The 17319-nt window shown below is 70.1% G+C and carries 15 protein-coding genes and 1 pseudogene; 6 read left to right on the top strand and 10 right to left on the bottom strand.

The features are described 5' to 3' along the window. The 3 genes and pseudogenes from AB0B90_RS38090 to AB0B90_RS38100 form a co-directional block, all read left to right on the top strand. Positions 1-372: HNH endonuclease (locus AB0B90_RS38090; protein ID WP_362926723.1), on the top strand; the 372-nt coding region annotated here is incomplete at its 5' end. Between the two features lie 59 nt (positions 373-431). Continuing rightward, positions 432-1154: pseudogene (locus tag AB0B90_RS38095) on the top strand (transposase); the annotation flags it as partial. Next, positions 1151-2110: a sigma factor-like helix-turn-helix DNA-binding protein gene (locus AB0B90_RS38100; RefSeq protein ID WP_362926725.1), complete on the top strand. Its 960-nt coding sequence runs from the start codon at positions 1151-1153 to the stop codon at positions 2108-2110. The pseudogene AB0B90_RS38095 and the gene AB0B90_RS38100, both read left to right, overlap by 4 nt. Positions 2111-2266: 156 nt before the next feature. On the opposite strand, the gene AB0B90_RS38105 is transcribed toward AB0B90_RS38100, so the two are convergent. The 10 genes from AB0B90_RS38105 to AB0B90_RS38150 form a co-directional block, all read right to left on the bottom strand. Further along, positions 2267-2797 (bottom strand): DUF1697 domain-containing protein, encoded by a 531-nt coding sequence (locus AB0B90_RS38105; protein WP_362926727.1) that lies wholly within the window; start codon positions 2795-2797, stop codon positions 2267-2269. A gap of 74 nt (positions 2798-2871) precedes the next feature. Beyond that, positions 2872-3615 (bottom strand): class I SAM-dependent methyltransferase, encoded by a 744-nt coding sequence (locus tag AB0B90_RS38110; RefSeq protein ID WP_362926729.1) that lies wholly within the window; start codon positions 3613-3615, stop codon positions 2872-2874. Positions 3616-3731: 116 nt separating this feature from the next. Beyond that, a complete protein-coding gene (locus AB0B90_RS38115) occupies positions 3732-6485 on the bottom strand; it encodes a hypothetical protein (RefSeq protein ID WP_362926785.1) in 2754 nt (917 codons plus the stop codon). A gap of 75 nt (positions 6486-6560) precedes the next feature. After that, on the bottom strand, positions 6561-7628 hold the full coding sequence (locus AB0B90_RS38120; RefSeq protein WP_362926731.1) for a phosphotransferase: 1068 nt from the start codon (positions 7626-7628) through the stop codon (positions 6561-6563). After that, positions 7621-8799, bottom strand: coding sequence for a glycosyltransferase (locus AB0B90_RS38125; RefSeq protein WP_362926733.1), 1179 nt, complete (start codon positions 8797-8799; stop codon positions 7621-7623). Before AB0B90_RS38125 ends, AB0B90_RS38120 begins: the two co-directional genes overlap by 8 nt. Positions 8800-8822: 23 nt before the next feature. After that, positions 8823-9617, bottom strand: coding sequence for a hypothetical protein (locus AB0B90_RS38130; protein ID WP_362926735.1), 795 nt, complete (start codon positions 9615-9617; stop codon positions 8823-8825). Next, entirely contained in the window at positions 9614-10525 is a 912-nt protein-coding gene (locus tag AB0B90_RS38135; RefSeq protein ID WP_362926737.1) for a hypothetical protein, read from the bottom strand. Before AB0B90_RS38135 ends, AB0B90_RS38130 begins: the two co-directional genes overlap by 4 nt. After that, positions 10515-11240 carry an HAD family hydrolase gene (locus AB0B90_RS38140; protein WP_362926739.1) on the bottom strand — a complete coding sequence of 242 codons (726 nt, stop codon included), beginning with the start codon at positions 11238-11240 and terminating at the stop codon, positions 10515-10517. Before AB0B90_RS38140 ends, AB0B90_RS38135 begins: the two co-directional genes overlap by 11 nt. A 5-nt stretch (positions 11241-11245) precedes the next feature. Beyond that, entirely contained in the window at positions 11246-12076 is an 831-nt protein-coding gene (locus AB0B90_RS38145) for a hypothetical protein (protein ID WP_362926741.1), read from the bottom strand. Between the two features lie 29 nt (positions 12077-12105). Beyond that, positions 12106-13164 carry a hypothetical protein gene (locus tag AB0B90_RS38150; RefSeq protein WP_362926743.1) on the bottom strand — a complete coding sequence of 353 codons (1059 nt, stop codon included), beginning with the start codon at positions 13162-13164 and terminating at the stop codon, positions 12106-12108. A 311-nt stretch (positions 13165-13475) separates the two neighbouring features. Here AB0B90_RS38150 and AB0B90_RS38155 point away from each other — a divergent pair, with 311 nt between their 5' ends. From AB0B90_RS38155 to AB0B90_RS38165, 3 genes are all read left to right on the top strand, one after another. After that, positions 13476-14816 carry a hypothetical protein gene (locus tag AB0B90_RS38155; RefSeq protein ID WP_362926745.1) on the top strand — a complete coding sequence of 447 codons (1341 nt, stop codon included), beginning with the start codon at positions 13476-13478 and terminating at the stop codon, positions 14814-14816. A gap of 196 nt (positions 14817-15012) precedes the next feature. Beyond that, the gene (locus AB0B90_RS38160; protein ID WP_362926747.1) at positions 15013-16326 is read left to right on the top strand and encodes a glycoside hydrolase family 43 protein; all 1314 of its coding nucleotides are present in this window, start codon (positions 15013-15015) and stop codon (positions 16324-16326) included. Positions 16327-16642: 316 nt separating this feature from the next. Continuing rightward, a complete protein-coding gene (locus tag AB0B90_RS38165) occupies positions 16643-17317 on the top strand; it encodes a response regulator transcription factor (RefSeq protein ID WP_350949441.1) in 675 nt (224 codons plus the stop codon). Positions 17318-17319: the final 2 nt, after the last annotated feature.

Consider the following 17319-nt stretch of genomic DNA (forward strand, 5'->3'; position numbering starts at 1 on the left):
CCTGACGACCCCTCACTCCAGGACTACTGGGCATCGAGGCACCGCAAGAAGGTGCCCCCCGCCATGGACAAGACGAGCTATGCCTTGGCGGCCCGGCAGAAAGGCATCTGCCCGCTCTGCCGAGGGGCACTGATCGCCGGAGCCGAGCACGAACCAGACAATGTCCGACAATGGATCGAATGGTTCGCGGCCTCGAAGAGGATGCTGAACAAACATCACTTCGTCTACCGGCGAGACGGCGGAAAGGACGAGAAGAACAACCTTCGACTCGTACATGCGGATTGTCATCGGCAACATCACGAAGCCGAAGACAAGAAGACCGGACGCAAGGAAAAACGCCCGAGCGTTCTGCTTGAGCCGTGTGCGGTGTGAGTCGCACGCACGGTTCTGAGGGGGCCGGGATACGGCGACGTATCCCGGCTACCCGACCGGTCGAGACCACTGAGGAGCCGCCGCCCGAGGTCGCCGACGAGGTCGGCATCGACCTGGGGCTCACCCACTTCGCGGTACTGTCCGACGGCCGGAAGATCGACAACCCGCGATTCTTGCGCCGCGCGGCCAAGAAGCTCCGCAAGGCGCAAAAGGCTCTCAGCCGTAAGGCGAAGGGGTCGAACAACCGCGCCAAGGCCGTCGTCAAGGTCGCCCGCGCGCACGCCCGGGTGACCGACACGCGCCGGGACTTCGCCCACAAGCTCTCCACCCAGTTGATCGGTGACAACCAAGCCGTCTACGTGGAGGACCTGTCGGTCAAGGGCCTGGCCCGCACCCGGCTGGCCAGGTCGGTGCACGACGCGGGCTGGTCACAGTTCGTGAACATGCTGGAGTACAAGGCGAAACGCTCCGGTCGCACCTTCGCCAAGATCGATCGGTGGTTCCCGTCCTCGAAGCTGTGCTCACAGTGCGGGAGAGTGGCCACCGCCATGCCTTTGGACGTCCGGGAATGGGGCTGCCTGTGCGGCGCGGTCCATGATCGCGATGTCAACGCCGCACGCAACGTGCTGGCCGAGGGCCGACGGACCGTCGCCGCTGGACGGAAACCCGCCACTGAAACGTGGCGGGAGGCGGAGACGTTAAACGCCCGTGGAGGTGACGTAAGACCACCGCTCGCGGTGGCGGACACCGATGAAGCAGGAAGCCACAGAGGTGCCGCATGAACGCGCGGCACGGACTGAATCCCTGGCCTTCAGGCCGGGGAGCGCGTCAATACGAAGGGCTGAGCGACGAGGAGATCGCGACGGCTCTGAAGATCTCCCGCGGAACCGTGCGGAGCCAGGCGTCGCGGGCGCTCGGCAAGCTCCGTTCCGCGGCGGGCGAGCACACGGAGGAGAACGTCGCGCTCTCCAAGGCCATGCGGCCCGAGGTTCTCTACCTCTACGACCTGACCGGAGGGGACCTACGGAAGATCACGGATATGCACGGGCCGGGGAAGGCCGCGGGGAACGCCGCGAACATCGGCCTGGGCAAGGGCATGGTGGCGTGGTCGACCTCGACGAAGACCTCCGTGCGCCTCTGGGCCGTACCGCTGACCGGAGGCGAGGCCAGGCAGGTGGCCGAGCACAGGACCGGAGGCGACACGATCGACGGCCTCGCCGTGGCGAAGGGCGCGATCGTGTTCTCCGTGCGGAAGGGCGGGGTGTTCAGCGTTCCCGTGGACGGGGGCCGGGTGACACCGCTCGACCACGGGACCGGGCTGCACCTGCTGTCCTGGCCGTGGGCGGGCTCGCCGGGCACATGGAGCCCACAGGACGGGGCGGACGGGGCGCCGTTCACCCACCTGGTCAACCTGGAGACCGGCCAGACCGACGACGCGGCCCCTGCCCGGCAGGGACAGCAACTGCTCGCCTGCGGCGTCCAGTCCTGCATCTCGACGACGCCCGGCGGCGCCAGAGCGTTCACCCGGTCACGTGACGGCTCGACGCAGCAGGAGGTGCCGCCCGGTTTCCATATCCCGGAGCCTCCCAGCCAGAGCCGCTTCTACGCGCGCAACCTCCGAGACGACGCCCCAGGGCTCGGGCTCTACGACATGAAGACCGGAAAGCTGGCGGCCTTCGACAGCGGGAACGACGGCACGCAGGGCGGGTCCCGGTCGCCGACCGGGCCGGGCGGATGATGACGTACCTCACCGTGGAAGGCAGATATGTGATCGACCTGTCCAGGATCCCCTGACGGCGCCGCGTACAGGGGCCCGCGCGGGCACCGGGGTCCGCGCGGGCGGCGCCCTCGGTGAGGATGCCGGTCCGCGTCGCGGACCGGCATCCTCACCGGCTCAACCTTCGGCCAGTTCCACGAGATTGGTGACGGTTCTCCAGTTGCGCATGGTGGCCGGGGTCTTCAGACGTCGTTCGAGCGCGACCGGGAGCTTCGCGCGGCCGGTACCGTTCGGCAGGCTCAGGTAGATCTCACGGCTCGCCGTCCACATCTCCTCGGGCGCGAACCTCCCGGCCTCGAAACCGTCGAGCCAGTCCGCCACCAGAGGGTCGAGCAGGAACCACACCGAGTATCTGGTCGGATCGTCGGCCTTCGTCGGGCTCGCCTCGACGACCGCCCTCAGCTCACCGGCGGTCCGCAGGATGATTTTCGTGGTCAGCCCGAGCCCGTCGGCGAGCCGCTCCTCAAGCCGCGCCGCGACCTTTCCCGCCTCCGGCTCGGCGGCGGTGAAGACGACGTTGCCGCTCTGCAGATAGGTCTGGATGTCGGTGTGCCCCAGCTCCGCGCACACCGCGCGCAGATCGGGCATGGAGATCTTCTTGTGGCTGCCGAGGTTCACCGCGCGCAGCAGCGCCACGTATCGCGTCATGCCCTATTTTCTCCCTTCCGCTCTCGGAACGGCACGAGACCTGATCAGCGATCTTGACTCTGACGGTGGCACTCTCAGCGGTCCGGCGGAATGCGGTAGACGGACACGTGAGAACGCGACTCGGCGGTGAATTCGGCTCCGGCCCAGTCGGCGTGCCTGCTCTCCAGTGCGAACCCGGCCAGCTGGGCCATGAGGTCGAGCTCGGCCGGCCAGATATAGCGGTGCGGGCTGCGATACAGCTGGGCCTGCCTGCTCTCGTCGAACCTGAAATGGTGTGACACGACGTGCTGGCGCAGGGTGTCGTAGGTGTCCAGACCGATGTAGCCGGTATCGCTGTGCCAGACCATGGCCTGCTGACCCGGTGGGAGCTTGCGCAGCTCAGGCACCCACAGCTCGATCACGAACCGGCCGCCGGAGTTGAGGTGACGGGCGGCGTTGCGAAAGCACGCGACCTGATCGGCCTGGGTGAGCAGGTTGGAGATCGTGTTGAAGACGAGGTAGACCAGCGTGTACTCGCCCGGGGCGGTGGTGGTCGCCATGTCGCCGACGACCACCGGAATCGTCGCCTCGTCGACCTTGGTCCGCAGTTGGTCGATCATCGGAGGTGACAGCTCGATACCGGTGACGGGCACCCCTCGCTCGGCGAGCGGCACGGCCACGCGACCGGTCCCGATGGCGAACTCAAGCGCCCGCCCGTCACCCGTGAGCTCGGCGAGGCGGTCCACGGTCGGCCCCAGGATCTCGGGCGCGAACATGCCGCTACCCGGCGTGTCGTAGCGCTGGGCGGCGTCGACGTCCCAGATCTCCTCCTGTCGCATGCCGCCAACGATCGCCGTCCCGACAGGCGTTGTCCAACGATTTTGTGCCCCTGTGAACGCGTTCGTTCGAAGCTTCACAAAACGAGACAGTCACGCACTCGATGATGTCCCTTGCCTCATCCGCCAGACTGCGCACGCAGGGATGGCTCCCCAGTCGCAGACTGGGGTGGGGACGTCGACCAGGCGGTCGCGGTCCCGGCTGGCGTCATAAATTGCTCGGGCTGCTGGGCGCGGAGGTACTCGGCGAGAGCAGTGATGCGCTGCAGCGGGCCCAGATCCAGCGGCGGCAGCGGGCGCCGGCTGGTGAGCGCATCAGCGGCCTCACAGATGGCCGTCCGCAGCGGAGAGTCTTCAACGACCTGGTCGCAGAGCATGTCGCCGTCGCGTTCGACGACGACGCGGTGACGGTTACGGTCCAACTGCCAGCCGCCGGCCGTGGTGACCGGGTCAAGGTGCACGGTGACGCGGGTACGGCCGACGTCGACGGTGAGGTATCGGTGCCGGTCGTCGGCGGGGCGGATACCGCACCGCCACTCGCTCGCAGCGTGCTCGGACACCTCGCCCAGGACAACGGCGGGGGTGGTGATGCTGGAGTGCAGCTCCACATGCAGCCGGGCGTCGCCGACGTGGAGGGTGGTGTGCTCGGTGAGGGTCGACACGAACAGTCTGGGGTCGTAGATGGCGCGCAGCGTCGCCCGCCGAGGAGGCGACGCCAGGTAGGCGGCGAACACGTCGGCGGGCAGGAAGCGGCGCAGCACAGCCAGCATGTGCAGCCACTCGTAGCCGAGCACCCCGTAAGAACGGTCAACGAACCGGCCGCCGGCGATGTCAGCGCTCCGATCCTTGGTGAAGGTCACCGTGAGGCGGTGAATCGGGGTGCCGGGTTCGTGCTCCTCGATGAGGTCGGCGGCGACGTCAAGGGCGCGGGCGTGCCGGTACTGGTCGGTGACCATGACGCGGGCGGCCGGGTGCTCGCCGACCAGCCGGGCGAGCTCGCCGATCTCATGGCCTTGGCAGGCGGGTTTTTCCAGCAGGATCCGCGCCTGCGGGTCGTGGGCGAGGATCGACCGCAGCACCGGCACGTGGTCGGCGGTGGGGCAGCACACCGACCACATGCCGACGCCAGCGGCGACCTGCGGCGGGAGCTCGTCGACGCCGTGGCTGAACGTGCGGTACTCCTTCGGCAGGTCCTGATGCTTGGGATCCACCACGACCAGTTGGGCGCCGCTGTCAGCGAGGAGCTGGGCGTGCAGGCGACCGGCCGCGCCGTAGCCGACCATGCACACCGTCATCTCCGGCAGCCGTGCCGACCCGGCGGACCGGTCAGGTGTGCCCGCGGCCAGGTAGGTGTCGTAGTAGGCGTCGTACAGGCCCGAAGCGGTGATGATGTCGTCGACGACGCCGGTGTGCACGCCGGACGACAGCGTGCCGGCCTGGGCGCAGAGGGCTTTCGCGGCGAGAAGCGTCCCTGCCCGGTAGGCGTCGTAGCCCTGGTTGGGGATGGCGTCGGCTTCGAACAGGTTCAGGGAGCGGCCGTCGCCGAGTATCGTCACCTGGGTGCCGCCGCGCAGCCGGTAGCGGCGGCCGACGCCGGGAATCTCCACCGCTGTTTCGGTGAGTTCCGAGTCGGTGGCCAGCAGCGCGAAGTCACGGGTGGCGTACGGCGCCAACACCACCCCTTCGGGCAGCAGCCTGATCACCTCCTCGGTGAGCGCGTCCTCCCCGGTGGTGCCGACCAGCAGGAACGGCCGCACAGTGCGCAGTGCGTCGGCGGCGGAGCGGTAGGTGGGGTGGCCGGCCTCGGCGGCGGCGATCAACGCGAGCGGGGCGGGGTCGACGACGTGAACCTGACAGCCCTGGGCGCGCAGCGCGACCGCCAGCCGCGACCCCAAGGTGCCGTAGCCGAGCACGAGCACCGTGCGGCCGATGACCTTCACGGCGGGCAGCAGCTCACGCAGTCTACGCAGGCACGAGTCGGCGATCTCCGGGTAGCCGAGGTTCGTTTTCAACGCTGACCGCGCCAGGTTGAAAACCGGGATGCCGAGCGGCCCGGCCGCGGCGATGCGTTTGAGTCCGGACACGGTCAGCTCCAAGGCGGCGTCCACCCGGCGGGGCGCGTCGGCGCAGCCGTAGCCTTGGGCGAGCAGGCCGCCGTCGTCGATGACCAGCACCTTCCGGCCGGCGGCGTGGGCGGCGTCGATGAACGCATCCACCCCGGCAAGGGCATGGGCGAGGTCGTCGGCGTGACTGGCCGGGGCGTTGATCGCGGTGTTGTCGAGCAGGCCGCTGCCGCACCCGTGGGCCAGAAGCGTGGCGTGGACACGGTCGCGGTTATGGGTGCGGTCGCCCTTGGCCAACGCGTAGATCCATTCGGCGGGCACACCGGACCGCTGCAGTGCCAGCAGGAAGGCCAGAGTGTTCTCCACGTAATGATCACGGAAGATCACTGCCCAGCCGTCGAGGTGCGCGTCGCGGGTGGCGAAGCGGGCGAGCAGCGGCATACTCGCGGTGAGCTGGCGCAGTTCGGCCGGGTCGTAGCAGCGCAGCCGGCCTCGCAGCCACGCCCGCAGGTCTTCGGCGGCTTCCTGTCCGCCCGGGTGGACGTCGAGCAGGATCTCGATGGGCTGCTGGTCGGGCAGGACGTGGCTGAGCGTGTCGGGCCGGTCCAGGGTGCAGGGGTGCCAGCGCACGGCGACGCGGGGGACGTCGCCGGTGTCGGCCAGGAGAAGGCTGTCCGGGCCGGGCTGTTGGACGCGCAGGCCATGACGTTCGGCGACCTCGGCCGCTCCGGTGGGCAGGGCGTCGGGCGGGATAGGCCCACGGAGGACGTCCCAGGTCGCGCTGGTAGCGGACGCGGGAACGGTGTCCATGGTCACGGGATCTCCCTTGGGGTGTCGGGGGGAAAGTGTTTTCAAACGCACGCCGTCAACGCGGCGTGCGGCAGATCAGCCGGCCAGTTCCGTCAGCAGCGTGTCGGTGGCGGGCAGCTCGGACAGCAGGACGCTCACCGCCTGGTGGCGTGTCAGCCAGAAGGCGTCCAGGTCGACCTGGACCAGGCCAGGCTTGAGGTAATGCTGTTTGACCCCGTACAGGCTTTTCAGCAGCTGCAGCAGCGCGACCCGGCCGCAGGCGCGCACGTCCACGTCGGCCACTTCGGGGTGGGCTTTCCGGTAGGCGCCGATGAAGGTCGCGGCGGCGTCCAACCAGCCTTCGCCTGTGACGGTGTTGGGGTAGAACGCCATACGGCCCAGGTCGTAGGCGAGCAGGAACGGGTCCGGTGGCCGAAAGTCCAGCACCGCCGACAGCCTTTCCCCGGTGAACAGGAGGTTGACCGGGGAGTAGTCGCCGTGCACGACCTGCACGGTCAGGTCCGCGGGCAGGCTGACGAGCAGCCCCGGAATGTGGGCGAGCATGCTGCGGCGTTCCAGGAGCGTGCGCTGCGCGTCGACGTCGAACGCGTCAGCAGCACCGGCACGACTCCGGTCAGCGATGATGTCGAGCAGCTGGTCGATCGTCGCGGTGAGGCCGTCGACGTCGATGCCGAACCACCGCTCCACCGTGGGCGCGGCCGCAGAAGCAGGGGTGGGATGGTTGGCGAACAGGGCGTGGATACGGCCCAAGGCGGCGCCGGCAGCGGCGAGCTGGGCAGGCGAGAGGCGGGTGACGACCTGGCCGGGCATCCACTCCCACACCGACATCGACGCCGTCGGCGAGCCGCTGGTGTCGATGACGTCACCCGCCTGGTTGGCCAGCACCCGCGCGCCGGGAATGCCCGCTTCCAACGCTTGGGTCGACAGGGCGATCGCTTCCCGTTCCGCGGACAGGTCGGTGCCAGGCGGATAGTTCTTCACGAACACCTGCCGGTCGGCGCAGTCGGCCCGGTAGTTCACGGTGCCCTGCCCGATGGGCAGCCGCGCCAAGGCGTGCACCGTCAACCCGTAGGAGGCGGCCAGGGCGGCGGCGATACGGTCGGCCTGCTCAGGTGGCGAAGAAGCGATGGCGAAGTCAGGCATGAAAAACCTTCTCTGCTTGTGGTTGTGGAGGCGTGGAGTCAGGCGGCCGCGAAACGCCGGAGGGCTGGCCAGGAAAAGCCGTCACGCTACCCCGCCCTGGCCTGCTCGACGTGCTGTTCGCGCCGGTCAACCGTTCGAAGACCTGCCGGTAGGTCGCGGTGACGGCCCGCCATCTCGCGCTGCCTGCCCGCTCGAACCGGAGGCGGGGGCGGACGGGGAGGCGGGCTGCGGCTTCGGCGGCGGCCAACGCCGGGCCGGGCCCTTCGCCCGGCGGGTAGAGCCACGCCGGGCAACCGGCCGTCATCTCCGCGATGGGGGGCAGTTCCGGGGCGATGACGGGGGTGCCGAACTCCAGCGCGGTGCTCACCGAGCCGGGATACAACACCCTGGTGAAAACCTCCCACTGGCTGTCGACGCGGTAGGGGCACAGTGCGACGTCAGCGGCCCGGTACAGGCGGTGCACCTGCTCGGGTGGTACCCGGTCGGTGTGCACGTGGACGCGGCCGCCGCTGCGTTGCGCAGCGGCGGCGAGATCGGTGGCCACCGCGTCGTCGCGGCACGGCCCGGCGATGAGCAGCTGCGCCCGCCGGGTGTGCGCGGTGAACGCCTCCACGACGGCGGGCAGCCCCTTGTAGGAGGTGAGGTTTCCCACGGCCAGCACCGAGCAAGGGGCAGCGCGCAACCGCCGCACCAGGGCGCGCACCGGTTCCGGCGCCGGGGCAATCCGGTGGGGAACGCTCAGCCCACCCCACCCGGCGACAACAACGGGCGCTTTGGTCAATCGGGCCAGGTGCAGCGCGTCGGAGCAGGTGTGGGTGAGCACCGCGTCGGCGAGGCCGAGCACGCCGAGCGCGGCATACCAGTCGGCGTCCCGGGACGAGCCGCCGTCGATGGGCAACAGGTTGTGCACCGTCCACACGATGCGCCACCCGCCGCCACGCAGCGCCTCCAGCCGCTCCAGCAGCGCTCTGGCCGCAGGCAGGGTGCGCTGGCCGCCTTTTCCCCGGTACAGGCGTTTAAGTCGATGCATGTTGATCACCCCTGGCTGGGTGGGCTGTTCGGGCAGAGCGTCGAGGCTGGAGGTGAAGCCAAGCGGCAGGCCGGGCGGGGCGTGGCGGTGCAGTTCAGCGAAGTACGGGCTCGGCCACGCCGGGTAGTCGGTGACCACCACCCACCCTCCTGCCGGCGGCGGGTTCATTGCGGGTACGCGGTGGCGAGTCGGCCCCACCAGGCGGTTGCCTGCTGGTAGCGGGTCAGGCATTCGTCGGGGCTGCGGTCAGCGCCGGTCCATTCCACGGCGACTTCCAGCCGCTGCCCGGCCCAGATCCTGTCGGCGGCCGCAGCAGCGACGACAGCATGCCCGGCCGCATCCAATCCGGTTCCCGGATCCGACAGGTGCAGCACGCGGGCGTGGTCGAGGACCGGCCCCAACCAGGCAGCCTTCTCCGAGCTGGTGGGAAGGGCGGCGGCGAGTTGCGCGGTGTCGGCCAGCAACCCCAGCTGCGGGCAGGAGCCCACCAGGTCGAGGAAGGGCCGCAGCGTGTCCGGGGCAACCCAGCCGGGGTGGTGGGGTTCGATCAGCAGCGGTATCGGACTGTCGGCCAGAACAGGCAAACCTGCCCCCTGGTGCAGGTCGGATGCGGTCAGCGGGGTGCGGGCCAGCAGCCGCACCCATCCGGCGCCGAGGATCGCCGCCGTTTCAGCGATCTCGGCCACGTCGCAGGCTGCCCGCCTGCGGGTGCCGGCGTCGCCGGTGAGCAGGTCGGCCACGTCGACGTCGGCGGTAACCCCAGTGATCGGCACCGTTTCCGCTGCGGCTTTCCGCCACCGCCATATCATCGACGCCGGCTGGCAGGCCAGGTCGACGCCACGGGGGCCGCCGCGCAGATGCACGAACGGGATGGTGTGGGAGGCGGCCCAGGCCAGCAGGTCGGGGACGTGCAGGCCGCGTACCGAGATGCTGTACAGCCCGACCGGGGCGGTGTTCATGGCACCTCCCACGAGAAGATCACAACGGGTTCGGTGGGGCGGCCGGGGCCATCAAGGGTGCCGTACACGGCGGGCGCCGCCTCGCCGGGCACGATCCGGCACCAGCCATCAACCAGGCTGGGGTCCAGGTGCCAGCTCAGCCAGGCCGCCGCCGTGGTGTAGGCGTCCTGATAGCAGGCGGGGCCTGCGACGAGTTCGTGCATGCCGACGACCGTCCACCCGGCCCGGTGCAGGTCAAGCGCCGACAGCTGCGACACCGGGTCTGGGGTGCCCAGCAGGCCCAGGACGCCGCCTTTGGTGAGCAGGTCGGCGGCGCGGCGCGGTGTTCCGGCCGTATCCACGACCACGTCGGCGCTGCCCTGGGCGACGGCGGCGACGCACTCCACCCCGGGCACACGGCTGATCAACGGGTCCGGCCGGGAGGTCAGTACTCGTACCCGGGTGGCGCCGCGCCGGTACAGCTCCAGGGCGCACCCCAGCGCGACCGGCCCGGAGCCGACCAGCACGACCTCGTCCAAACCGGCCAGGCCGGGTAGCCGGTCCAGGCCGAGCACCGCCAGCTGCTGGAAGCGGGCCAGCGCGGCAGCCTGAGCCCGGGTGCCGGGCGGCGCGGCGAGCACGCCTTCAGCGGAGGCGTCGAATGCGGCGCCGTGCGGCGCCGCCGCCAGTCTCCACCCGGCCATCATGTCGCCGCCGAACGTCATGTAGCCGGCGTCGCGGGAACCGTCGGGCCCATAGGTGGCGCGCAGGTGCCGGCGTTCGGTGCCGGGGCTGAGCACGCTGAACCGGGCCGCCGTCATCCCGTCCGCGACAGCGGCGGAGGGCAGTAGGTGGGCTTGGCCTTCGGTGAGGCGGATCCGCGTGCCCGCGTACCGGATCCGGGCGGGTCGGGTGCGGTCAGTAAGCATGCAGGCTCCCCAGGTAGGCGGGCAACTCACTCAGGTGGGCGATCACACCGATGCGCGGGTCCAGGCCGGGCGGCCGCCCGCCCGGGCTGATCAGGGCCGCGCGCATCCCGTGGGCGAGCGGGCCAACGGCGTCCTTGCGCGGAGTGTCGCCGACGAACACGATCTGCTCCGGCGGGCAGCCCGCCGCTTCGATCACGGCGGCGTAGAACCGCGGATGCGGTTTACGGACGCCGAGCGTGCTCGACAGCACCAGTGCGTCGAAGCAGTCGCTGAGGCGGGCTCGCCGCAGCGTGGCGCGGCGCACGCTTTCGGGCCGCTGGGTGTCGCACGCCAGCACGCACACCAGGCCCGCCTCGTGCAGGTTCCGCAGCGCGTGCGCGGCCACCGGGTCGACCTCGGCGTCGGGGACGGCGGTGAACACCGCCCGCGCCAGGGCCTGCGGGTCGTCCAGCACGGCCCCGCTTTCCGCTGCGGCCAGGCGCAGCAGTTCCGCGAACGGCGTCTGCTCGTGGCGTGGCCTGTCGGCGGCGCGAGCCCGGCCCACCACCCCTTCGAAAGCGGCGGCGAACCCGCCGGGAATCATCGGGCCGCCCAGTTCCGACAGGATGTGGGCCACGGTTACGGCATCCGGGCTGGGTCCCGGCCGAGCGAGGGTGCCGCCGAAGTCCACCGCCACCGCAGACACAGGCATCGCCGTCGGCGTCGTTTCCTTCACGCCGCTCACCGATCCTCGGCCAGGCGTTCGGCGTGGGTGGCGATGTCGTGCGGGGTGCCGCGTACCGCGTAGAAGTCGACCGACCCGGTCAAGGCGTGCACGTGCCGCAGCCGCTGCCGCTGGGCGTGCTCGTCCTCCAGCAGCCGCAGCGGCTGCTCCCCGTCATCGAGGAGCCGATCCAGTAGGTGCCCGCTGCCGCGCAGCCACGCCGTAGCCACCGTATGCCGGTCCACGCTTTCGACAACACCGCCTGCTGCGGGAGGGGCCGTGTCGAGGGAGACGAGCATCGCCGCCGCCACCGGTACCCGCACCCGCCCGGCCGTCACCGTGTTACGCCGACGCAGGTCGACGATGGCCGGCCCTGCCTTGGGCAGGTCCAGTTCGGGAAACCAGCGGCGCACCGCGCCGCGCCGGCCGAGGATGGCGGTGGTGCCGCCCCGCACGAAAGGGCCGCCGTCAGCGGCGACGTCGACCAAGGTGACGTCTCCGGCCAGCCACTGCCAGCCGCGCGCCGCGAGCGCCAAACCAGCCAACGTCTTCCCCGCGCCGTGATCGCCGAGCAGCAGCACCGCCTTCCCGCCGGGCCGGTACATCGCCACCGCGTGCACGCACACGGTCCCAGCGGCCAGGTGCACCACATGCAAATGCGCGTTGATCACCCGGCGGGCGTCGGGTGGGGCGTCCGGCACAGCCACCCCTCGGGCCGCCGGCTCGTCGCCGGGAGGCAGCAGCTCAGCGGAGGCTCCGGGCACATGCGGCGCGATGTGCGGCCACGCCGCGATGACGTTCTCACCGGCGACGACAGCCAGGGTGCGGCCGCTACTGGGCACAACCACCAAGCGGCGGGCAACGGTTCCCTCACCCACTACGCCGTCACCTCCAGCAGCTCGGCCAGCGACTCCCACACCGGGGCGTGCGGCAACTCCCGCAGGTGAGGCACCATCAGGCGGGCGGCGGGTACTCCGGCCAGCACCGCTCCCCAGCCGGGTGCGGGCCAGCTGCTGCCGCCCGGCTGCGGGCCGCCGACCACACCGAGCAGGTCGGTGGAGTACAGCCGCTGCCCCGCGACTCCGGCCGCCCCTGCCAGCACCGCCTCAGCTTCGGCCGGCTTCAACCGGGTGGCGCGCATCGGCTGGTCCTGCGTGAGCTCAGGGTCAGCGACCACGTGCACCACCGCACCCAGCCGGGCCGGCGGCGCCCAGTCGACGACCGCGCGGTGCTCACCGGGTGTGAACAGCGTGCGCCGCCGCACCATCCCGGCCACCACACGCTGCTGCTCTTCTCCACCGGCGGGGGCGGCCAGCTCCGCAGGCACACCAACGCGGGTCGGCCACCCGGCGACAACCCCGTCCCCCGTCACCATCACCAGGTCATCAGCCATGAACCGGGCGCCCAGCTCGTCGCAGGCGCGGTGCGCGAGCGTGGACTTCCCGCCCCGCGAACCGGCCACGAACAACACTGCCACCCCGTTCACGGTCACCGCGGAGGCGTGCAGCATCCGCCATCCGCCGTCCAGCATCCGCGAGGAGAAGAACAGCCGGGCCAGCCAGTCGGGCCAGCGCAGGCCCGGCCCCGTGCTGGGGACGGCGACGCGGGTGAGGCGCCGCACCCGGTCGACTTCCAGCAGAGCCGCGGCGCTCCTGGGCCGGTACACGCCCAGCAGCCGCAGCAGGCCGCCTCCCGCGCCGGCCACCGCCAGGCGGGGGCCGCCGTGCGGCGACACCAGGGCGGGCCGGTCGGCGAGCAGCGCGTCAACGTCGCCGGGCATCTGGTCGTGGTCGTCGTACTCGACGCGGATCGTCCAGTCCGCGGCCGGGCCGGCGTCGCTCGCTGTACACGGCGGCACCATCACCGCGGCCACCCCCGCCACCAGGTCCGCGTCGCCGATGACGCGCAGCCGCCACGGATTCAGCAGCAGACCCACCGCCCGCTCCGAAGCAGCGCCGCCAGCTTGCAACTCCTGCCTCTTTTGGGGGTTTGCGCGGGGATCCTCACCGGTATCGGCTGCGGAAACGAGTGTGCTGGCCTGCGGGTTCATCACAGAAAAGGCCCCTTCCCTGACAGGTGCGAAGATCTGCAGCACAGCCACTGGCCATCTGCATCGCGCTTCGCGTTCAGCCGGTCACGTTCACATTCCGATGCCAGTGAAAGGCGAACCCATCCCTCCAGGTAGGGCTTTGAGTATTGGATGGTTTTGGATCCTCGGCGCCCTTGAAAAACGACAGGAGGGGAAACATGCCAAGACAGCGACGTCATCCGGTGAGTAACACCGCGCTGCAGGACGCGATCGCGGCCACCGGAAAGCCATACACCCAGATCGCGAAAACGATCAACGCTGTGGGGGCGGAAAATGGGCGGGCTATGTACTACGACGCGGCTGCCATCGCACACTGGCTGTCAGGGACCACCCCTGCGCCGGGAACGGTACTCGTCATCGTCGAAGCGTTCACTCGGCTCCTCGGCCGCGGTCTCACCACCCGCGACCTGGGATGGCCACACGTCGAAGCGGCCTCCGACAAGCCCTGGGAGGGCGATCCCGTGGCTTGGGTGATCCGCTTAGGGAGGGACGACATGCTCAACCGGCGATCGCTGCTCAGCGCTGGCCTGTACTCGCTTACCGCGCTGAACCTGCCGCCCGCACTCCTCACCACCGTTGACCGTCCGGGGCAGCCCCGCCAAGCCGGCGACTCCGACGCAGAACGCATCCGCGTGATGAGCAGCCAGTTCGCCGCCGCCGACGACCTGTTCGGCGGCGGCCACGCACGCACCGCCGTCCTCGCCTACCTCGTCCACGAGGTGGGGCCCCTGCTGCAGGGCACCACCGGGCAGACCCGGCCCGCGCTGTTCTCAGCCGCCTCCCAGATGACGTATCTGGCGGCGTTCATGGCCTCCGACGCCGGCAACTCCCCCGGGCTGGCGCAGAACATCTACATTCAGGCCGTCCGGCTCGCCCAGGAAGCCGACGACCCGGTGGCGAAAGCGACCGCTCTGCGGGGCCTCGCGGTCCAAGCCGTCGAACTCGGCCACCCGGCCCGCGCCGTCGACCTCGCCGAGGCGGCGGCGTCGACCCTACGCGGCGGCCCGCCCCGGGTCCGAGCCTGGATGGCCGGCATGTGCGCCGAAGCACACGCCGCCAACGGCAACCCCAAGGCCGCGCTCACCGCGCTACGCCAAGCCGAAGCAGACGTGGAACGCGCCGACTCCATGCCCGAGTCACAGTGGACGGGCACCTACGGCCGCGCCGCCCTGGAACACCAGACCGGGATGACTCTCGCCCACCTGGCGGACCTGCCCGCCGCCCAGCGGCACCTCACCGACTCCAACCGTGCCCGCCGCACCGCCGAACGCCGCTCCCGCGCGCTCATCACCTGCCGCCTCGCCGACCTGCAGATCCGCCAGCATCACCCCGACGAGGCCGCCGCCACCATCCTGCAACTCCGAGCGGATCTTCCGCTGCTCACCTCAGGACGCGTCAAAACCGAGCTCGGCCGGTTGCGGGCCTCCTGGGTCCCCGCCCGCTCCAACCCCACCGTCGAGCAGGCCGACCAGCTCATCGCCTCCCTGGCCGACCACTGACGCCAACCGCCGGACAATTGGAATCAAGCAGGCTTCACCTCCTATTCTGCTGGGCGCACGAGATCGCCTCATTGACGAAGGCCCCTTCGCCGGGCTAAGAATGCGCCAACGCTCGAATCACCGTCTCCGTACGCTCGCCGTGAAATGTTATCGCTAACATCGTGGAGGTACCGGAATGCGTAGGTATCACAGAGCTTTGGCCGCATTGTTCACCGTCGTCATGGCCGTTGTCCTGACACCGGTGGCGGCCCATGCCGCAGGTCCGGTCCCCCACTACCTGATGACGGCCTTCACCAACAGCAGTGAATCGAACATGTACGTCTACGACTCCCCCAACGCCTCCACCTTCTCCCTCGTGCGGGCCAACGCCTACACGCCACCGTCGGGGCTGATCAGGGATCCCAGCGTGTTGCGGCACACCGACGGCTACTACTACCTCGTCTACACGACGAACTGGACCGGTGACACCATCGGCTTCGCTCGAAGCGCCGACTCCGTGAGCTGGACGTTCCTTCGCAACGTGACCGTCGGGCTGAACGGTGCCACCGGCAGCACCTGGGCGCCGGAGTGGTTCAAGGACTCCGACGGCAGCGTTCACGTGATCTTCTCGGCCTCGACGACCGGCACGGCGGGACAGTTCAGGCCGTATCGGATCACCGCCACCAACACCGACCTGTCGTCCTGGAGCGCCCCGGCGGCATTGGGCATCCCGGCGAACTACATCGACAGCTTCGTGGTCAAGGTCGGCTCCACGTACCACAACTTCCTCAAGAACGAGACGACGAAGTACATCGAGCACGCCACCGCCACCTCGCTCACCGGCCCCTGGCAGTTCACCGGCGTCGGGAACTGGGCGGGCTGGGGCTCGGGGCTGGAGGGGCCCGCGCTGACCCGGCTGCCCGACGGCAGGTGGCGGATCTATTTCGACAACTACACGGGCGGCCGCTACTACTACGCCGACAGCTCCGACCTGTCCGCCTTCTCCGCCAAGGTCGAACTGTCCGGCCTGTCCGGCGTCGCCAGGCACTTCACCGTGCTGCGCGAGGACTCCGGTGACACGACCGCGGTGCCGACGGGTAACCGCTCGCTGCGCTCGGCCAACTTCCCCGACCGCTATCTGCGCCACCGCGACAATCTTGCCCGTATCGATCCGCTGAGCGCCTCCAGCACGCTCGCCGACCGCCGGGACGCCACGTTCACCGTGACCGCCGGGCTGGCCAACAACGGCTGCTACTCCTTCCAGGCGGTGAATCTGCCGGGCTACTACCTGCGGCACTACAACATGCGGCTCACCCTGCAGCGTGACGACGGCACGGCGATCTTCAAGGGTGACGCCACGTTCTGCGGCAGGGCGGGGCTGGCCGGAGGCGGTACGACCTCGTTCGAGTCGTACAACCTGCCGGGCCGCTATCTGCGCCACTACAACTACGAGATGCGGCTGGACCTGAAAGCGTCCACCTCGGTCTTCGCCTCCGACGCCTCCTTCACGGTGACCTCCCCCCTGGCCTGAAGAAAAGACGACTTCGCCTCCCCTCGCCCAGGCGCCGCTCGCCGGCGCTTGGGCGGTCGACGTAGCCGGGCCGTGCCGGTCACAGCCGGTCACAGGGCCGAAGTGAGATCGTACGTGGCTCGTTCGTGACGAACTACGATTGGCGCCGAACGCGCCTCACCTGCCGCATATCACCGCTTGTTCGGCGGCGGCGACCGTCGGCAAGACCGTGACACGACCATGACATGGCGAGGACGAGGCGGGGACACGGCCGGCCGACACTGGACGGGGCCGACCGGTGGACGAGTTACGGGGGCGTGCGGTGAGACTCGGCGGCGTGTCGCGGGTGCTGTTGATCGAGGACGACCCGGCCGTACGGGAGGGTCTTGAGCTGGCCCTGACCCGGCACGGATACCGGGTGCGCGCGGCGGAGTCCGGCGAGCAGGGGCTGGAGCGGCTGCGTACGGATCTTCCCGACGTCGTCGTGCTCGATCTGATGTTGCCCGGCATGGACGGGTTCGAGGTCTGCCGCCGTATCCGGGCCGCCGGTCAGACACCGATCATCATGCTGACCGCGCGCGGCGACGACATGGACGTGGTGGCCGGGTTGGAGGCGGGCGCCGACGACTACGTGGTCAAGCCGGTGCAGCCCAGGGTGCTTGAGGCACGCATCGGCGCCGTGCTGCGGCGGGTCGGCCGGGACCAGGCGGAGCTGGAGCGGCACGGGGAGCTGACCATCGACCGGGCCGGGATCGTGGTCGCCAAACGCGGCGTGCCGGTGGACCTCGCCCCGACCGAACTGCGCCTGCTGCTCGAACTCTCCGGCACTCCCGGCCGGGTGCACAGCCGCCAGCAACTGCTGGAGTCGGTGTGGGAGCACGGGTACTTCGGCGACTCGCGCCTGGTGGACGCGTGCGTGCAGCGGTTGCGCGCGAAGATCGAGGACGACTCGGCGACCCCCGTCTACGTGCAGACGGTACGTGGGTTCGGGTATCGGTTCGGGCCGGTGTGATC

The organism is Streptosporangium sp. NPDC049078 (assembly GCF_040648855.1).
Taxonomy (GTDB): domain Bacteria; phylum Actinomycetota; class Actinomycetes; order Streptosporangiales; family Streptosporangiaceae; genus Streptosporangium.